The sequence below is a fragment of the Cobetia sp. 1AS1 genome, from assembly GCF_029846435.1.
GTDB lineage: Bacteria > Pseudomonadota > Gammaproteobacteria > Pseudomonadales > Halomonadaceae > Cobetia > Cobetia amphilecti.
In genome coordinates, this window is sequence record NZ_JARWKU010000002.1 from 275278 (window position 1) to 292392 (window position 17115).

General features: G+C 61.9%; 16 protein-coding genes. 11 read left to right on the plus strand and 5 right to left on the minus strand.

Annotation, left to right across the window (positions count from 1 at the left end):
• The first annotated feature begins 140 nt into the window (after window positions 1–140).
• The 10 genes from QD280_RS04965 to ihfA all read left to right on the plus strand — a co-directional run bounded on the left by QD280_RS04965 (window position 141) and on the right by ihfA (window position 10688).
• The gene (locus QD280_RS04965) at window positions 141–653 is read left to right on the plus strand and encodes a DUF2489 domain-containing protein (protein ID WP_082388255.1); all 513 of its coding nucleotides are present in this window, start codon (window positions 141–143) and stop codon (window positions 651–653) included.
• A gap of 20 nt (window positions 654–673) precedes the next feature.
• Entirely contained in the window at window positions 674–1828 is a 1155-nt protein-coding gene (locus QD280_RS04970; protein WP_279838502.1) for an amidohydrolase, read from the plus strand.
• A gap of 277 nt (window positions 1829–2105) precedes the next feature.
• A complete protein-coding gene (locus QD280_RS04975; RefSeq protein ID WP_043335655.1) occupies window positions 2106–2981 on the plus strand; it encodes an OmpA family protein in 876 nt (291 codons plus the stop codon).
• Between the two features lie 338 nt (window positions 2982–3319).
• Window positions 3320–5218 carry a threonine--tRNA ligase gene (gene thrS, locus QD280_RS04980; RefSeq protein WP_043335653.1) on the plus strand — a complete coding sequence of 633 codons (1899 nt, stop codon included), beginning with the start codon at window positions 3320–3322 and terminating at the stop codon, window positions 5216–5218.
• Window positions 5219–5252: 34 nt separating this feature from the next.
• Window positions 5253–5792, plus strand: a complete 540-nt coding sequence (gene infC, locus QD280_RS04985; RefSeq protein WP_082388253.1) for a translation initiation factor IF-3 — start codon at window positions 5253–5255, stop codon at window positions 5790–5792.
• A gap of 100 nt (window positions 5793–5892) precedes the next feature.
• Entirely contained in the window at window positions 5893–6087 is a 195-nt protein-coding gene (gene rpmI, locus QD280_RS04990; protein WP_043335648.1) for a 50S ribosomal protein L35, read from the plus strand.
• A 45-nt stretch (window positions 6088–6132) separates the two neighbouring features.
• Window positions 6133–6486 (plus strand): 50S ribosomal protein L20, encoded by a 354-nt coding sequence (rplT, locus tag QD280_RS04995; RefSeq protein WP_043335644.1) that lies wholly within the window; start codon window positions 6133–6135, stop codon window positions 6484–6486.
• Between the two features lie 358 nt (window positions 6487–6844).
• Window positions 6845–7864 carry a phenylalanine--tRNA ligase subunit alpha gene (gene pheS / locus QD280_RS05000; RefSeq protein ID WP_166018712.1) on the plus strand — a complete coding sequence of 340 codons (1020 nt, stop codon included), beginning with the start codon at window positions 6845–6847 and terminating at the stop codon, window positions 7862–7864.
• 56 nt (window positions 7865–7920) lie between these two features.
• Entirely contained in the window at window positions 7921–10305 is a 2385-nt protein-coding gene (gene pheT, locus QD280_RS05005) for a phenylalanine--tRNA ligase subunit beta (RefSeq protein ID WP_279832591.1), read from the plus strand.
• A gap of 26 nt (window positions 10306–10331) precedes the next feature.
• Window positions 10332–10688 carry an integration host factor subunit alpha gene (ihfA, locus tag QD280_RS05010; protein ID WP_107336300.1) on the plus strand — a complete coding sequence of 119 codons (357 nt, stop codon included), beginning with the start codon at window positions 10332–10334 and terminating at the stop codon, window positions 10686–10688.
• 124 nt (window positions 10689–10812) lie between these two features.
• Here ihfA and QD280_RS05015 read toward each other — a convergent pair whose 3' ends face one another.
• Window positions 10813–12207, minus strand: a complete 1395-nt coding sequence (locus QD280_RS05015; RefSeq protein ID WP_279838503.1) for a potassium transporter TrkG — start codon at window positions 12205–12207, stop codon at window positions 10813–10815.
• A complete protein-coding gene (locus tag QD280_RS05020) occupies window positions 12204–12857 on the minus strand; it encodes a TrkA family potassium uptake protein (protein WP_107336302.1) in 654 nt (217 codons plus the stop codon). Before QD280_RS05020 ends, QD280_RS05015 begins: the two co-directional genes overlap by 4 nt.
• Window positions 12858–13335: 478 nt before the next feature.
• Here QD280_RS05020 and QD280_RS05025 point away from each other — a divergent pair, with 478 nt between their 5' ends.
• Window positions 13336–14799 (plus strand): sodium-dependent transporter, encoded by a 1464-nt coding sequence (locus tag QD280_RS05025; protein ID WP_279832597.1) that lies wholly within the window; start codon window positions 13336–13338, stop codon window positions 14797–14799.
• A 143-nt stretch (window positions 14800–14942) separates the two neighbouring features.
• On the opposite strand, the gene lapB is transcribed toward QD280_RS05025, so the two are convergent.
• The 3 genes from lapB to QD280_RS05040 form a co-directional block, all read right to left on the minus strand.
• Window positions 14943–16121, minus strand: a complete 1179-nt coding sequence (lapB, locus tag QD280_RS05030; protein WP_279838504.1) for a lipopolysaccharide assembly protein LapB — start codon at window positions 16119–16121, stop codon at window positions 14943–14945.
• Window positions 16122–16427, minus strand: a complete 306-nt coding sequence (locus QD280_RS05035) for a LapA family protein (RefSeq protein ID WP_054555462.1) — start codon at window positions 16425–16427, stop codon at window positions 16122–16124.
• Between the two features lie 242 nt (window positions 16428–16669).
• Window positions 16670–16966, minus strand: a complete 297-nt coding sequence (locus QD280_RS05040) for an integration host factor subunit beta (protein WP_043335630.1) — start codon at window positions 16964–16966, stop codon at window positions 16670–16672.
• Window positions 16967–17115 lie beyond the last annotated feature (149 nt).

Below are 17115 nucleotides of genomic sequence, written 5' to 3' on the forward strand. Positions count from 1 at the left end.
CCGTATCCCTGATGCGGGGCCTTTTGTTGACGCAAGGCGTGGGTGAGGGCGGGCTACGTGGTCATCGGTCGCAGTGCCTCGCCTTGGGTGTCGCGTGTGCAGTCCCTATACTCATGGCTTGTTTACCGCAGGAGAAAGGCATGTCCCTGACTATCAGCATCATTCTGGCCGTCATCGCGATCATCATCATCGCGGGATTGGCGTTCTATGCCCTCAAGCTGCGCCGCGAGGTCAAGGTGCGTGAGGCGCGTCGCGAGCAAGAGCTCATCCAGGCGCGCGCCAACTGTCTGGAAAGCCTCGAAGCCATCGCACGCGCCATGCAGGCCGGGCAGGTCGACATGGTGGAAGGCGGTCTGCGCTGCAAGGTGTTGATCGAGATTCTCGATACCAGTCTGGCCGAAGATGACGTGCTCTCGGTCTTTGGTGTCCTGCATGGGCGGGTGTCACACCTGCACACCCATTCGGCGCGCAAGGAGCTGTCGCCGCGTGAGCGTCTGGCCGAAGACAAGGAGCGCATCGCCGTCGAGGAAGCGCTGGCGGAGCCGCTGCAGCTGGCGGCGAGTCGCGTGCTGAGCAACATGGAGTTCTGGCATCAGCATTACCTGGGGCGCAAGCGTCCCGCTTCGCCAGCAGATCTGGGGCAGGCCGTCTGATGAGTCTTCACGAGGCAGGCATGAACACGACACTTTCCTTGCTGGGCACGCCGCTGGCCGAGCTGCGTCACGCGCTGCACCGCTCACCGGAACTCTCCGGACAGGAAGCCGCCACGGCGGCCTGCATCGCCGGCTGGATGCAGGAGGCCGGCGCCGAGGTGGTCAGCGGGCTGGGTGGGCATGGTCTGGCCGCCATCTTCCGCGGTACTGAGCCAGGCCCGCGCGTCATGCTGCGCTGTGAGCTGGATGCGCTGCCCATCGATGAGGCGCCACGCGGCGACTGGTCCTCCTGTCACCCGCATGTCGGGCACCTGTGTGGCCATGACGGCCACATGAGCTGGATGCTGGGCGTGGCGCAGCGCCTGGCGGCGTCTCCGGTTGCCATGGGCGAGGTGGTGTTGCTGTTCCAGCCCGCCGAGGAAACCGGTGAAGGCGCGCGCGCCGTCGTGCGCAGCAAGGCCTTTGCCGCGCTCAAGCCTGACTATCTCTATTCGTGCCACAACTTGCCGGGGCGCCCCCTCGGGGAAGTCAGCGTGCGCGACCATGCCTTCACCTGTGCCTCACGCGGCATGATCGTGCGGCTTTCCGGGCTCTGTGCACATGCGGCCCACCCGGAAAATGGTCGCAGCCCGGCGATGGCCATGTGTCGCATCATGCAAGGCCTGTCGCGTCTGCCGTTGCAATTTGCCGATGAGACCGGACTTGCGATGGTGACCCTGATTCATGCGCGCCTGGGCGAGGTCGCGTTCGGCACCTCACCGGGTGACGCCGAGGTGATGGTCACCCTGCGCACCGAGAGCGATGACATGATGAAGGCGCTAGCCGAAGCGGCGGTGTCACTGGCGCGCAGCGAGGCGGAAGAAGATCGTCTGGGCATCGATGTGGACTGGTGTGACACCTTCGATGCGACCTGGAATTCGCCTGAGGCGAACGACATGATTCGCCGCGTGGCGCGACAGCAAGGGCTTGATTGCGTGGAACTTTCTCAGGCACATCGCTGGTCCGAGGACTTTGGCGTGCTGGCACGTGACTGCCACGCCGCCATGTTCACATTTGGCGCAGGTGAGGAAATGCCGGGGCTTCACCACCCCGATTACGATTTTCCTGATACGCTGTTGGCGCCCGGCGTCGAGATTTTCGAGGGGCTGGTTCGCCAGCACCTTGGAAGAGAGTAAAACAGGGGTTTTACAGCGTCGCCATTCTGATACAGTTAGTGTCAAAGTTTTTCGACGTTGCAAAAAACACTGTTTTCCTTCACCGTATGCCTGAGGATCGGTACCGTTTTCAAGGGAAACAGACCCGATCAGAGCTGGAAGGACGCACCTGCATGTGCTTTCTTCTTAAAGGAAGATTTGAATAAAATTCCTTTCATCGTAACGAGTTCGGCTCTTATACTGAGTCGATACGTAACACCCTCGTTACATATTGCGCTGTGTTAAGAAGGAGTCTTACATGAAAAGATCTACGACTGGCCTGGTTCTGGGTTCTGCATTGGTTGTTGGCCTGTCTGGCTGCGCAAGCTCTGCTTCCCAGTCTTCATCTGCTGAGAAGCCCTGGTACAGCCAGCCGTTCGTCTGCGGTCTGGCCGGTGGCCTGATCGGTGGCGGGATTGGTTACGGCGTCTCTGGCGACAGCGACGAAGACACCGGCGCTTCTCTGGGTGCTGTCGGCGGCGCGACCGCTGGCGCACTGCTGTGTGCTGACGATGCTCCGAAGTCCATGGACGACGATGGCGACGGCGTGCCGAACGACCGTGACGAATGCCCGGGGACTCCGGCAGGCGTCGCTGTTGATGCGAAAGGCTGCCCGCTGGATACCGACGGTGACGGCGTTGCTGACTACAAGGACCAGTGCCCGGGTACTCCGGCCGGCGTCACTGTTGACGCGAAAGGCTGCCCGCTCGATTCCGACGGTGACGGCGTGCCGGACTACCAGGACCAGTGCCCGAACACCCCGGCCGGCGCCAAGGTCAATGCCCTGGGCTGTGTCGCTGACCTCGTCCTGCGTGACGTGAACTTCGAGTTCGACTCCGCCAAGCTGACTGCCAACGCCGAGAAAGTGCTGAACGGTGTGGCGGCCAAGCTGGTCTCCAACGAGAACGTCCGCGTTCGTGTCGAAGGTCACACTGACTCCGTGGGTTCTGACTCCTACAACAAGCAGCTGTCCCAGAAGCGTGCTGACTCCGTGAAGGCCTACCTGGCTTCCGAAGGTGTTGGCGCCAACCGTATCCAGACTGTGGGTTACGGTGAAGAGCAGCCGGTCGCCAGCAACGATACCGCTGCAGGCCGTGCCGAAAACCGTCGTGTCGAGCTTGCTGAAGTCAAGTAAGCCGAACGCGGTAAGCTGAATCAGACGGGGCGCCTCAGGGCGCCCCGTCTGCGTTCGTGTCGTGCATGGCCTCCAGTGGCTCAAGCGTATCTTTACGACTTTTGAACGGGCTGCTAAGGTCTTGCCTCGTTCATGTTCCCGCGTTATGTGTCCACACCCTGACTGGTCGCTTGATCATCATGGGGCAGTGGGCGGCGCCCCAGGCATTGTAGGCCGGGGTCAGTAGCGTGAGGGGCGTGATCGTCATTGCCCCCATTTCGAGCCGACGCCCCGCGTTCGGCCAAATTCGCTTCACGTGACCCTTGGTAAGGGCCACCACTGAACGCAAGGAATTCTTCATGCCTATCGTTACCCTGCCTGACGGCAGCCAGCGTACCTTCGATACCCCGATTTCCGTGATGCAGCTGGCCGAGTCCATCGGTCCCGGTCTTGCCAAGGCCTGTGTGGCCGGCAAGATCAATGGCGTCGAGGTCGATGCCGCTGACATGATCACCGAAGACGCCAACGTCGCCATTCTCACGGCGCGTGATGCGGAAGGCCTGGACGTGATTCGTCACTCCTGCGCGCACCTGATCGGTCATGCCGTCAAGCAGCTTTACCCGGAGGCCAAGATGGCCATCGGCCCGGTCATCGATGACGGTTTCTATTACGACATCGACTTTGGCCGCTCGGTCACCCCGGAAGATCTCGAGACCATCGAGAAGCGCATGAAGCAGCTGATCGACAGCGAGTACGATGTGGTGCGTGAGTATGTCTCGCGTGACCAGGCCATGGCCGCCTTCGAGAAGCGCGATGAGCCGTACAAGCAGGAGATCATCGAGGGCATCGGCGAAGGCGATACCATCCGCCTTTACCACCACGAAGAATACACCGACATGTGCCGCGGCCCGCACGTGCCGAATACCCGTCACCTGAAGCACTTCCAGCTGCTCAAGCTGGCCGGTGCCTACTGGCGTGGTGATTCCACCAAGCCGATGCTGACCCGCATCTATGGCACCGCCTGGCCAGACAAGAAGCAGCTCAAGGCCTACCTCAAGCGTCTCGAGGAAGCCGAGAAGCGCGATCACCGCAAGCTGGCCAAGAAGCTGGACCTCTTCCATATGCAGGAAGAAGCGCCGGGCATGGTGTTCTGGCACCCGAATGGCTGGACCATGTATCAGGTGCTCGAGCAGTACATGCGTCGTATCCAGCGTGCCAATGGCTACCAGGAGATCAAGACGCCGCAGGTGGTCGATCTTTCTCTGTGGAAGAAGTCCGGGCACTGGGGGCATTACAACGAGCTGATGTTCACCACCGAGTCCGAGAAGCGTGAGTACGCGGTCAAGCCGATGAACTGCCCGTGTCACGTCCAGGTCTTCAATCAGGGCCTGAAGAGCTACCGTGACCTGCCGCTGCGTCTGGCCGAGTTCGGCTCCTGCCATCGCAACGAGCCGTCCGGCTCTCTGCATGGTCTGATGCGTGTGCGTGGCTTCACCCAGGATGACGCCCACATCTTCTGTACCGAGAATCAGGTCGAGTCCGAGGCCGAGGACTTCATCCGTCTGACGTTGGAAGTCTACCGTCAGTTCGGCTTCGAAGACGTCGAACTGAAGCTCTCCACCCGTCCGGAATCCTTCATCGGTGAGCCGGAAGCGTGGGACAAGGCCGAAGCCGGCCTGCAGGCAGCACTGGATGCGACTGGCCTGCCGTGGGAGCTGCAGCCGGGTGAGGGTGCCTTCTATGGACCAAAGATTGAATTCTCTCTGCGAGATTGTCTGAATCGTGTCTGGCAGTGTGGTACTCTACAGCTCGACTTCAATCTGCCTGAGCGTCTCAGTGCCCAGTTTGTCGATGAAAGTGGAGAGCGTCGCATGCCGGTCATGTTGCACCGCGCGATTCTCGGCTCCTTCGAGCGCTTCCTCGGCATCCTGATCGAGCACCACGCAGGCGCGATGCCATTCTGGCTCGCCCCGGAGCAGGTTGTCGTAATGAATATCACGGATTCCCAGGCAGAATATGCCAAGGATCTGGTCTCCCGCCTCGAGAAACATGACATCCGTGTCAAAGCAGACTTGAGGAACGAGAAGATCGGCTTTAAAATCCGTGAGCATACTCTGCAGAAGGTTCCTTACCTCATCGTCGTTGGCGACAAGGAAGTGGAAGCTGATGCAGTAGCTGTCAGAACCCGTTCCGGTGAAGACCTCGGCACCATGAAAGTTTCAGAATTCATGGAACGCCTGAAGGAAGAACAGGTCTGACAGTAACGAATTTCAGCCAAACGGAGACGCAACGATCAAGCGGAATAATCAGCGCGGACGCCCCCAGGAAAAGCGGGCTCCCATCAATGACCGTATTCGTGCGGACGAAGTCCGCCTCATCGACGCAGATGGCGAGCAGGTTGGCGTAGTGTCAACCAAAGATGCGCTTGTCAAGGCCGAAGAGGCAGGGCTCGACCTCGTCCAGATTTCCAATGCCGACCCCATCGTCTGCAAGATCATGGATTACGGCAAGTTTCTTTTCGACGAGAAGAAACAGAAGAATCTGCAGAAGAAGAAGCAGAAACAGATCCAGGTCAAGGAAGTCAAATTCCGTCCTGGTACCGATGAAGGCGATTATCAGGTCAAGCTACGCAACCTGACTCGCTTCATCGAAGGCGGAGACAAGGGTAAGGTAACCTTGCGCTTCCGTGGTCGCGAAATGGCGCACCAGGACATCGGCCGCAAGCTGATGGAACGGATCGCCGGCGACCTCTCGGAGCTCGTGACCGTCGAGTCCTTCCCGAAAATGGAAGGCCGTCAGATGATCATGATTCTCGCGCCGAAAAAGAAGTGATCCATAGGCAGTAAAACGGACACATCAGGGTCACGCCTGCGGGCGTGGCTCTTTTTGTCGGCCCTGGATTTTCTCAAGAAACCGAGCGGAGTTAATACTCATGCCGAAGATCAAGACTAACCGCGGCGCTGCCAAGCGCTTCAAGAAGACTGCCAATGGCTTCAAGCACAAGCAGTCCTTCCGTAGCCACATCCTGACCAAGAAGTCGACCAAGCGTAAGCGTCAGCTGCGTGGCATGAAGCAGGTTCACGCTGCAGACAAGGCGCTGATCCAGCGCATGCTGCCGAACCTGTAAGCCGTCCTTACCTCGGTCCAACTTTCTTAATATCAGGAGTACGCTATGTCCCGCGTCAAGCGTGGCGTCGTCGCACGTCGCCGTCACAAGAAGATCATGAAGCAGGCCAAGGGTTACTACGGAGCGCGTTCACGCGTCTTCCGCGTAGCCAAGCAGGCTGTCATCAAGGCCGGCCAGTACGCTTACCGTGACCGTCGTGTCCGCAAGCGTCAGTTCCGTGCCCTGTGGATCGCGCGTATCAACGCTGCGGCCCGCATCAATGGCATGTCCTACAGCCGCTTCATCGCTGGCCTGAAGAAGGCCAATATCGAGATCGACCGCAAGGTCCTCGCCGATATCGCGGTTCACGAAAAAGCTGCCTTTGCTGCCATCGTCGAGAAGGCCAAGGCTGCTCAGTAAGTGACCGGATCAGATGTCGCCCAGACCCGGCGAGCCGCTCAGGTGGCGAACCGGGCCGTGACTGTCGAATGCTTGCATTGGACAACTCAGGCGGTATCGAGATGACGTGTTACGTCACAGGGGAAGAGCAGCCGCTCTTCCCCTGTTTTTGTTTGGCCTACCATCAGAGAATCGGCGGTGGGTCAGCAGCGACATGAACGGGACTGGCCGCGTTGTGGGCCGGTCTCTGGCAAGGGCGCGATCGTCTGCGTGACTCACCGCAGGCGGAGCGCTCTCCCTGCCGACCTTCGGGTCGGCGCGACTTCCATTGGTGGCGGACATTGCCGCGCCAGTGACTCAAGCGATCGGAGCTGAACGGATGGAACATCTTTCCACCCTGGTGGACGAAGCACGCACCGCGATCCAGGCGGCCGAAGACGTCCAGACCCTCGACGAGGTACGGGTACGTTTTCTCGGCAAGAAGGGCGAGATCACCGCACTGCTCAAGGGCCTCGGCAAGCTGTCCCCCGAAGAGCGTCCCAAGGCCGGTGAGACCATCAACGAAGCCAAGCAGCTGCTGAGTGGTGAGTTGGATGCACGTCGCAATACGCTGGAAACGGCGGCGCTCAATGCGCGTCTTGCCGCCGAGCGCGTCGATGTGACCCTGCCGGGCCGTGGTGAGCCGGTAGGCGGCCTGCACCCGGTCACCCGCACGCTTGAGCGTATCGAAAGCTTCTTCTCGCACATCGGTTACGGTGTCGCTGAAGGGCCGGAAATCGAAGATGACCATCACAACTTCGAAGCTCTGAACATCCCGTCGCATCACCCGGCGCGCGCGATGCATGACACCTTCTATTTCGACGCCACGCGTCTGCTGCGGACCCACACCTCACCGGTGCAGGTACGCAGCATGAAGGCCAGTGAGCCGCCGCTGCGCATCGTCTGCCCGGGCCGCGTCTATCGCTGTGACTCCGATCTGACCCATACCCCGATGTTCCACCAGGTCGAGGGTCTGCTGGTCGACGAGAATGTCAGCTTCGCCGACCTCAAGGGCACCGTCGAAGAATTCCTGCATGCCTTCTTCGAGCGTGATGACCTGGAAGTCCGCTTCCGTCCGTCCTACTTCCCGTTCACCGAACCGTCCGCTGAAGTCGATATCCAGTGCGTGATGTGTGCCGGTGACGGCTGTCGTGTCTGCTCCCACACCGGCTGGCTCGAGGTGATGGGGTGCGGCATGGTGCATCCGGAAGTCTTCCGTCACTCCGGTATCGATAGCGAGCGCTTCCGCGGCTTCGCCTTCGGCATGGGCGCGGAGCGTCTGGCGATGCTGCGTTACGGCGTCAACGACCTGCGGTTGTTCTTCGAGAACGACCTGCGTTTCCTTCGCCAGTTCAGCTAGGCACTCATTCACGTATCGCGCCTTGAGGGCGTGAACTTACGGAACAGGACAGCAAGATGAAATTTTCCGAACAGTGGCTGCGTGAGTGGGTGTCGCCGGAACTGAACACCCAGCAGCTGGCCGATCAGGTCACCATGGCCGGTCTGGAAGTCGATGGTATCGAAGCGGTCGCCGGTGAGTTCACCGGTGTGGTCGTGGCCGAGGTCAAGGACAAGCAACCGCACCCGGAGGCCGATCGCCTCAATGTCTGCCAGGTGGATGATGGCAGTGGTGCACTGGTGCAGGTCGTCTGTGGCGCGCCGAATGTCGCCGCTGGCCAGAAGGTGCTCTTCGCTCAGGTCGGCGCCAAGCTGCCGGGCGACTTCAAGATTCGCAAGGCCAAGCTGCGCGGTGTCGAATCCCGCGGCATGATCTGTGGTGCCTCCGAGCTGGGTCTGGAAGCCGAAGCCTCCGACGGCATCATGGTGCTAGCCGCGGACGCGCCGGTGGGCCGTGATGCCCGTGACTTCCTGAATCTTGACGACAACGCCATCGAGGTCGATCTGACCCCGAACCGCGGCGACTGCCTGAGCGTCAAGGGTCTGGCGCGCGAAGTCGGCGTGCTCAACCGTCTCGCCGTCACGGCGCCGAGCATTGAGCCGGTCGCCGCCCAGATCGACGATACCTTCCCGGTCACCGTCAGCGCGCCAGAGGCGTGCCCGCGCTATCTGGGACGTGTCGTGCGTGACGTCAATGTCGCCGCGACCTCGCCGCTGTGGCTCGAGGAGCGTCTGCGTCGCAGTGGCATCCGCAGCATCGACCCCGTCGTCGACGTCACCAACTACGTGCTGCTCGAACTCGGCCAGCCGATGCACGCCTTCGATCTGGCACGCTTGAACGGCGGCATCGAGGTGCGCATGGCAGCCGCTGAAGAGCCGCTGACGCTGCTCGACGGTCAGGAAGTCGCGCTGCGTGACGACACCCTGGTCATCGCCGACGAGAAGGGCCCGCTGGCCATCGCTGGTGTGATGGGTGGCGAAGGCAGTGGCGTGAATGCCGAGACGCGCGACATCTTCTTCGAGTCGGCCTTCTTCGCGCCGTTGAGCGTCGCTGGCAAGGCGCGCAGCTACGGCCTGCACACCGACAGCTCGCATCGTTTCGAGCGTGGTGTGGACGCCCAGCTGCAGCGTGATGCCATCGAGCGCGCGACAGCCCTGCTGCTCGAGATCACCGGCGGCAAGCCGGGCCCGATCATCGAGGTCGCCAGCGACGCAGCGCTGCCCAAGGCCGCCGTCGTCAGCCTGAGCGGCGCCAGTGTCGAGCGCACGCTGGGCATGGCGCTGCCGGATGACGAAATCGTCGAGATTCTCGAGCGTCTGGGCATGCAGGTCGCCGCGAATGGCGATAGCCAATGGCAGGTGACGGTGCCGAGCTGGCGTTTCGATGTCAGCATCGAGGCTGACCTGATCGAAGAGCTGGCGCGCATCCACGGCTACAACAATCTGCCGGTCAGCCGTCCGAACGCGCGTCTGGCACCGGCCGTGGCCAATGAGACCACCCAGCCGCTGACCAGCCTGCGTCGTCAGCTGGTGGCGCGGGGCTATCAGGAAGCGATCAGCTACAGCTTCGTCGCCCCTGAGCTGCAGAAGACGCTGGACCCGCAAGGGGTGGCGCCGGCACTGGCCAACCCGATTTCCAGCGACATGGCCGTGATGCGCAGCTCGCTGCTGCCGGGGCTGGTCAAGGCGCTGAGCCACAACCTCAATCGTCAGCAGTCGCGTGTGCGCCTGTTCGAGACCGGGCTTGTGTTCCGTGGTGAGCTGGACTCCCTCGAGCAGACGCCGATGATCGGCGGCCTGATCACCGGCGCTCGTCTGCCGGAAGGCTGGAATGGCGGTCGTGACAAGGTCGACTTCTTCGACCTCAAGGGCGATGTCGAGGCACTGCTGGCATTGGGCGGCAATCTGGATGCCTGGCGCTTCGAAGCCGCCGAGCATCCGGCACTGCACCCGGGCCAGTGCGCTCAGCTGTTCTTCAATGGCGAGCCGGCGGGCTGGATGGGTGCCCTGCACCCGGCGGCGCGCGCCGAGCTTGGCCTGAAGGTCGAGGTGTTCGTGTTCGAGATCACGCTGGCCTCTGCCTGCGCAGGCCGTCTGCCGCGCTTCGCGCCGCTCTCCAGGTATCCGGAAGTGCGCCGCGACCTGGCCTTCGTGGTCGAAGAGGGCGTTCACGTGCAGTCGCTGCTCGACGCCATCCGCTCGCAAGCCGGTGAATGGCTGACGGACCTGCGCCTGTTTGACGTCTATCAGGGGCAGGGGGTAGCCGATGGTCACAAGTCGCTCGCCCTGGGCTTGACCTGGCAGCATCCTTCGCGCACGCTGAATGATGAGGAAATCAATCAGTTAGTCGATGCGATCGTCACCGATGGCCACACACGTTTCGGGGCGGCGCTGAGAGCATGAGTCGCCACTTGAACGAGGGAGCGGACATGGGAGCGTTGACCAAGGCGGAACTTGCCGAGCATCTGCACGCAGAACTCGGCATGTCCAAGCGCGAAGCCAAGTCGATGGTAGAGGTATTCTTCGACGAGATTCGCGGTTGCCTGCGGGAAAATGAACAGGTGAAGCTGTCCGGTTTCGGCAACTTCGATCTACGTGACAAGCGCGAACGTCCGGGGCGCAATCCCAAGACAGGCGAGGAGATTCCGATCTCCGCGCGTCGCGTGGTGACATTCCGCCCAGGTCAGAAGCTCAAGGCCCGAGTGGATGAGTACGACGGCGAGACGCACGCACATCAGCGTCTTGAAGAGCATGATGACCACGATGATCATGATGATGATCACTGAGGTCATTGCCTGACCTCACCCGCCGCTCCCTGAGCGGGTGACCATGCTCACGAAAGTCCCGACGCCCTGCGTCGGGGCTTTCGTCGTTCTGAGGCGTCGTTTCTTGTGTTATCGCTGTGCGTCATCAGCCGATCGAGAGCTCGGTACGCGCATAGCTGATGCCGGGGCGGCTGCGGGTCGCCAGCAGGTAGCCGAGGGCGAGTGGTCCGGTGCGGCCCAGCAGCATGGTCGCGATGAGCAGCAATTGCCCGCCGGGCGAGAGCTCGGGCGTCAGGCCGTGGCTCAGGCCGACGGTGCCGAAGGCCGAGACGGTCTCGAAGGCCAGCGACAGGAAGGCGTGGTCCGGGTCGGTGATGGTCAGGCCGAACAGCATGCTGAAGATCAGCAACATCGCCGCCAGTGCCACGGCGATCGACTTGAAGACGGTGTCATCGCCGATGCGGCGGCCGTGCAGGGTAGGGGAGGGCTCGCTGCGCAGGAAGGCGCGCGTGGTCAGCAGCAGCACCACGAAGGTGGTCAGCTTGATGCCGCTGGCCGTCGAGCCGCTGCCGCCGCCGATGAACATCAGCGCCATGGTCCACAGGGTCGAAGCCTGTGTCATCTCGGCGGAATCGATGACGCTGAACCCGGCGGTGCGCGGTGTGATGGCCATGAAGGCAGCGGCGAGCAGGCGTTCGCCGTGACTGGCCATGGCGCCCAGCGTGCCGGGGTTGCGCCATTCAAGCGCCAGTATCACCACCAGGCTCAGCAGGTTGAGTGCCACGGTGGCCTCGATCACCAGGCGTGTCTGCACCGAGAAGCGTGACGGCTGCAGCAATACGCGCCAGCCATGTTGGCGACGCCGCTCGCGCAGCTCGCCGATGACGGCAAAGCCGATGCCGCCGGTCATGAACAGAATGCCGATCACGCTGCTGGTCAGGGGATTTGCCGCCTCGCGCATCAGGCTGTCCGGCCACAGGGTGAAGCCGGCATTGTTGAAGGCCGAGACCGAGTGAAAGAGGCTCAGCCAGAGCCCCTCCTGCCAGCCGTACTCGGGCACCCAGTCCAGCGCCAGCAAGGAGGCGCCTGCCAGCTCGAGCGTCAGCGCAAAGGCGGTGATGATCTTGAGCAGGCGGCCTATCTCGCGTGAGCTGCTGCGATTGAGCGCCTCGCGCAGCAGGCTGGTCTGATGCATCGGCAGGCGCTGGCCCAGTATCACCAGCGACAGGGCGGCGATGGTCATGAAGCCGAGTCCACCGAGCTGGATCAGTATCAGCACGACGGTCTGGCCCGCGAGGGTGAAGTCGCTTAGCGGAGTGACGGAGAGTCCGGTGACCGTGACGGCAGAGGTTGCGGTGAACAGCGCCGACAGCCAGCTCAGCCCTTGCTGGTGCATGCCGGGCAGTTTCAGCAGGCAGGCGCCCAGCATGCCGAGGCCCAGAAAGCCGCTCAGCAGAATCTCCGGCGGCGACAGATGGATGATGGGCCCGCGTGGGCTGCGGGTCAGGGGGCGGAGATAGCGCCGGTAGCGCTGCCTCATAGATGCGCTCCCAGCTTGCGCAGCGCGCTCAGCTCGCCGATCAGAACCAGATGGTCGCCGGCGGACAGTCGCGTGCTGCCGGAGGGTTGGCGATCGAGTGTCTTGCCCTTGCGCAGCGCGATCACGCTGATGTCGTCATCGATGGGCAGCTGATCGAGCTGCTGGCAGTCATCGCCCAGTCGTGCACTGACTTCCAGTTCGACCACGAACTGGTGATCGCCGAGATGGATGAAGTCGACCATGGCATGGTAGGCGAGGCTTTCCGCCACACGCACGCCCAGGTCGTACTCCGGATGCACGATGTGATCGACACCCAGACGACTGAGCAGCTTGTGGTGTGCATCCGAGGTGGCCTTGACCCACAGCTCCCTGGCGCCGAGCTCCTTGGCCAGCAGCGCGCAGATCAGGCTCTGTTCCATCGAGTCGGCCAGATCGATCAGGACGGCGTCGTACTGCTCAAGCCCCAGCTCCTGCAGGGCATGCTCATCGGTGGGGTCCGCGATCACGGCCTGGTTGAGCAGGTCTGCCACGGCATTGAGGCGCTTCTCATCGGCATCCACGCCGAGCACTTCATGGTCATGGCGCCTGAGTTCCCGCGCGACGGTGCTGCCGAAATAGCCCAGTCCGATAACCGCGAATTGACGATGCATGACGACTCCTTGTCTGCGCTGCTGGGTGAGGCCAGACGCTCTTTGTCCAGATGCTCTTTGGCCAGGCATTCTCAGGCTTAGCGCTCTCTGGCCCAGCACTCTCTGGCCCAGCACTCCCAGGCCCAGCACTCTCTAGCCAGAGCGTTCTGGTCGGCGTCTCTTGCATGAGCCTACTCCAGTGATGCGGTGATGTCGGGTCCTTTTGCGGCGCGGTGCGTCTCAGGGGAGGTTGCTTGTCAGGCCAGGGAGGCAGGAATCGTTTCAAATGTTACCAATTTGAAACATCCAATGTAGAGTGATTGCCGTCGTGTGGTGATGGCGTTTTCGCAGAGGAATTCTGAAGGAATCGTGGTGATTTTCGATGGGAATCGCGGACGAACCTGCTTCATATCAGTAAAATGGTCTGTGTGAGCACCCAAGACGGCCAGGCGTTGCGTCGATCACCACTGGCTCACAACAATAACTCGTAAGGTATTCCATGACGGCAAGACAGCAACCCAAGAATCTCTGGATCAGTCGCTGGGGCTTCATCCTTGCAGCTACCGGTTCCGCGGTAGGGCTGGGCAATATCTGGAAGTTTCCCTATATCACCGGTGAATATGGCGGGGGCGCCTTCGTGCTGGTGTATCTGGCCTGCATTCTCGCCGTGGGCGTGCCCGTGATGATGGCGGAGATCGCCTTCGGGCGGCGCGGGCGCGGCAGCCCCATCGAGGCGATTGCCAATCTGGCGCGTGAAGCGGGGGCCAGTCCGTTGTGGAAGGTCTTCGGCTGGATCGCGATGCTGGCCGGCTTCATGATCCTGTCGTTCTATGTCGTGGTGGCGGGGTGGTCGTTCAGTTACCTGTGGAAGATGGCCAGTGGCGCGCTGTCCGGGCACAGTGTCGCGGAGCTGGGCGCCATCTTCGAGGCCGGCAACGCCAACCCCTGGGCGCTGGGTGGCTGGGCCACGCTGGTGACGGTGGTGACGATGCTGATCGTCGGGCGCGGGGTGCAGGAAGGCGTCGAGAAGAGCGTGCGCTGGATGATGCCGGGCATGGTGATCATGCTGCTGATCATGATCGGCTATGCCCTGACCTCGGGCAACTTCTCGGCAGGCTTCCACTTCCTGTTCGATTTCGATGTCACGCGCTTGAGCAGTGAAGGGGTGCTGGCCGCGCTGGGGCATGCCTTCTTTACCCTGTCGCTGGCCTCCGGTGCCATCCTCACTTACGGCTCCTACCTGCCGTCGGGCACTTCCATCGCCCGCACCACCTTCACGGTGGCGATCGCCGATACCCTGGTGGCGCTGATGGCGGGACTGGCGATCTTCCCGATCATCTTCGCCAATGGCATGGACCCGTCCTCCGGGCCGGGGCTGATCTTCATGAGTCTGCCGGTGGCCTTCAACCAGATGCCCTTCGGGCAGCTGTTCGGGGTGCTGTTCTTCGCCATGCTCTCGATCGCCGCCCTGACCTCCGCCATCTCGATGATCGAGGCGACCGTCGCCTGGCTGAGCGAGAACCGCAACATGAGCCGCACCAAGGCCTCGTGGCTGGCCGGCAGCGTGCTGTGGCTGGTGGCGATGTTCGCGATGCTGTCGTTCAATCTCGGCGCGGACTGGACACTGGCCGGCAAGCACTTCTTCGACTGGCTCGATTATCTGACCTCGCGCTGGATGATGCCGATCGGTGGCATCGCCATGGCGCTGCTGGCCGGGTTCGTCTTCAAGAGCAGCATGCTGCGCGATGAGCTGAATCTGAGCGATGCCGGCTATCGTCTGTGGCTGTTCATGATTCGCTATGTCAGTCCGGTCTGCATCCTGGCGATCTTCGTCGATGCCCTGGGCGTCGCAGAGCTGTCATTCGGCGACTGGCCGTATTTCGTGGCCGTCATCCTGGCAGCCTGTCTCGTGGGCGAGCTGCTCTCGCCGCGCCTGCGCGAGCGTGCCGCCGAGCAGGGCTGATATGATCGGTAGCGTCAGTTCGATAGCGCCAGCCCGCTAGTCATCAAAGCGGCATGAAAAAGCCCCCTGCAGCGTGCTGCAGGGGGCTTTTCGTTCTGATGTCTGTGGTCTGTCTGCTGGTATCTGTCTAACAGCTGGCGCCGTTACTCGCCTTCCAGACCGGTGATCGGCTTGACAGTGCCCCAGTGACGACACTTCGGACATTGCCAGAGCAGCATCGAGGCTTCGAAGCCGCAGCGATGACAGCGATGGCGAGGACGCGCCTGGATCAGTTGCTGGGTATGACGCTTGAGCAGATTGAAACGCTCGGTCTCGCGCTCATCGGCATCCAGCAGGTAGAGATCGAGTAGGTAGTCGACGCCGCGCAGGCTGGGGTGACGATGCAGTTGCTCGCTGGCGAAGCTGGCAGCGGCCTCGACGCCCTCGCGGCGCTCGATCAGTTGCGCAAGGCTGATTACCGTCGTGGTGTAGGGCGCGCGCTCGACTTCCTGATGCAGCAGGCGTACCAGGCTGCTCTCGTCATCCAGCATGCGAAAGGCGTTGCCCAGTGGCTCGAGGATGATGGGGGTGAAGCCGGTGTCCTGACGTGGAATGCGCTGCAGCAGGCGGATGCACTGCTTGTAGTTGGCATGATCGAATTCGATCTCGGCCAGCATCCAGTTGGCGCGTACGCATTTCTCGTCGGTGGAGAGCGCCTGCTTGAGGCGCTTGCGGGCCATCGCCTGACTGCCTTCGGCGATATCCAGCGCGGCCAGTTCGCAGTGCCAGTGAGCCGCCGCGCGGCGGATGCCGCCTTCCTGGCGCAGAATTGCGTGGGCGACTTCGAGTGCGGCCTCCCATTCGCGTTCCCGCTCGAGGAGGTCGATCAACAGGCGGCGGCCGGCACGCCGATGGCTGTCGTGCTGCGCTTGCTTGAGGAGGGTTTCCAGCAGCTTCTCGGCGCGGTCATAGACGCCGCTGCGCATGAAGTCGCGGGCCAGTTCCAGCTGGACACGCTCTCCCTGTTCGCTATCCAGGGCAGGGCGGGCCAGCAGGTTCTGGTGAATCTTGACGGCACGATCGACTTCGCCGCGACTGCGATAGAGATTGCCCAGCGCGATGTGGGTATCGACGGTGTCGCTGTTGACTTCCAGGGCCTGAACGAAGGTTTCGATGGCACGATCAGGCTGCTCGTTGAGCAAATGATTGAGGCCGACGAAGTAGTCGCGGGACAGGGTGGCAGGAGCCGGTGCTTGTTCATCGGGGCGACGATCACGCCGCCCCAGCCAGAATCCGATGGCGATGGCCGCCATCAGCAATCCCAGCAATATCAGATCAGGCATTTATGCCACTTCCTTGATCTCCTGGATGCGCAGTTGGTCCAGTTCCTTGCGTTGCTGCTGGTTGCGACGCTGGGCACGGGTCAACAGCGTGCGCAGGCGCAGGTACATGCCGGTCATCGCGACCATGCCAAGCACGACGCCGACGGCCAGCGAGAACAGCAGCCACATGGAAAGGGACGCAGCAGGCAGCTCTACCCAGATGAGGTCGAGGGGCACGGCTTGCTGGTTGTGAACGGCAAAGAGAATACCGACCAGCAGGACGATCAGCAGGATCACGGCCAGAACGAGACCTTTTAGCCAACGCATAACGGTTTCCTTGTCATGAAATGCAGTCGTGAATCATCTGGGAGCGAGTGTATCACTGCCCATCGCGCGAGTCTTGGCGGCGACGCCGTGAGGTGGGTGGCTGTCGTCTCTGGCATGACGGCTTGAGCAGATGTCGGCCGGCGCTGAGCCAGCCGGCCCCGTCACGCCGGGTCTTCCTCTGCGGGCAACGCTGTCAGTCAGCCGCGCCGTCGTCTTCAGCACTGTCATCAGTCGCGCTATCGTCAATACCCCAGGGCGCGACTGGCATCGACCTGCTCGCGCAGCTCCTTGCCGGGCTTGAAGTGGGGGACGAACTTGCCATCCAGGTCCACCGGCTCACCGGTCTTGGGGTTGCGCCCCAGTCGTGGCTCACGGTAGTGCAGCGAGAAGCTGCCGAAACCGCGAATCTCGACGCGACCGCCGTGGGCCAGGGCGTCTGTCACATCATCGAGGATGATGCGAACCGCGGCCTCTACATCCTTTAGCGACAACTCAGGCTGTCGCATGGCTATCTGTTCGATCAGCTCGGACTTGGTCATCGGATCTCTCCATGCCTGCACCTTTCTCGCGAAAGGCGTTCGTGATGCGGCAGCCGGGCGACCTCTTGTCACCGGACAGGCACACGCATCCTTGTGATTGTTATCTCCTCAGCATAATGGGCAAATCCTGAGAAAACAACGCACTAGGG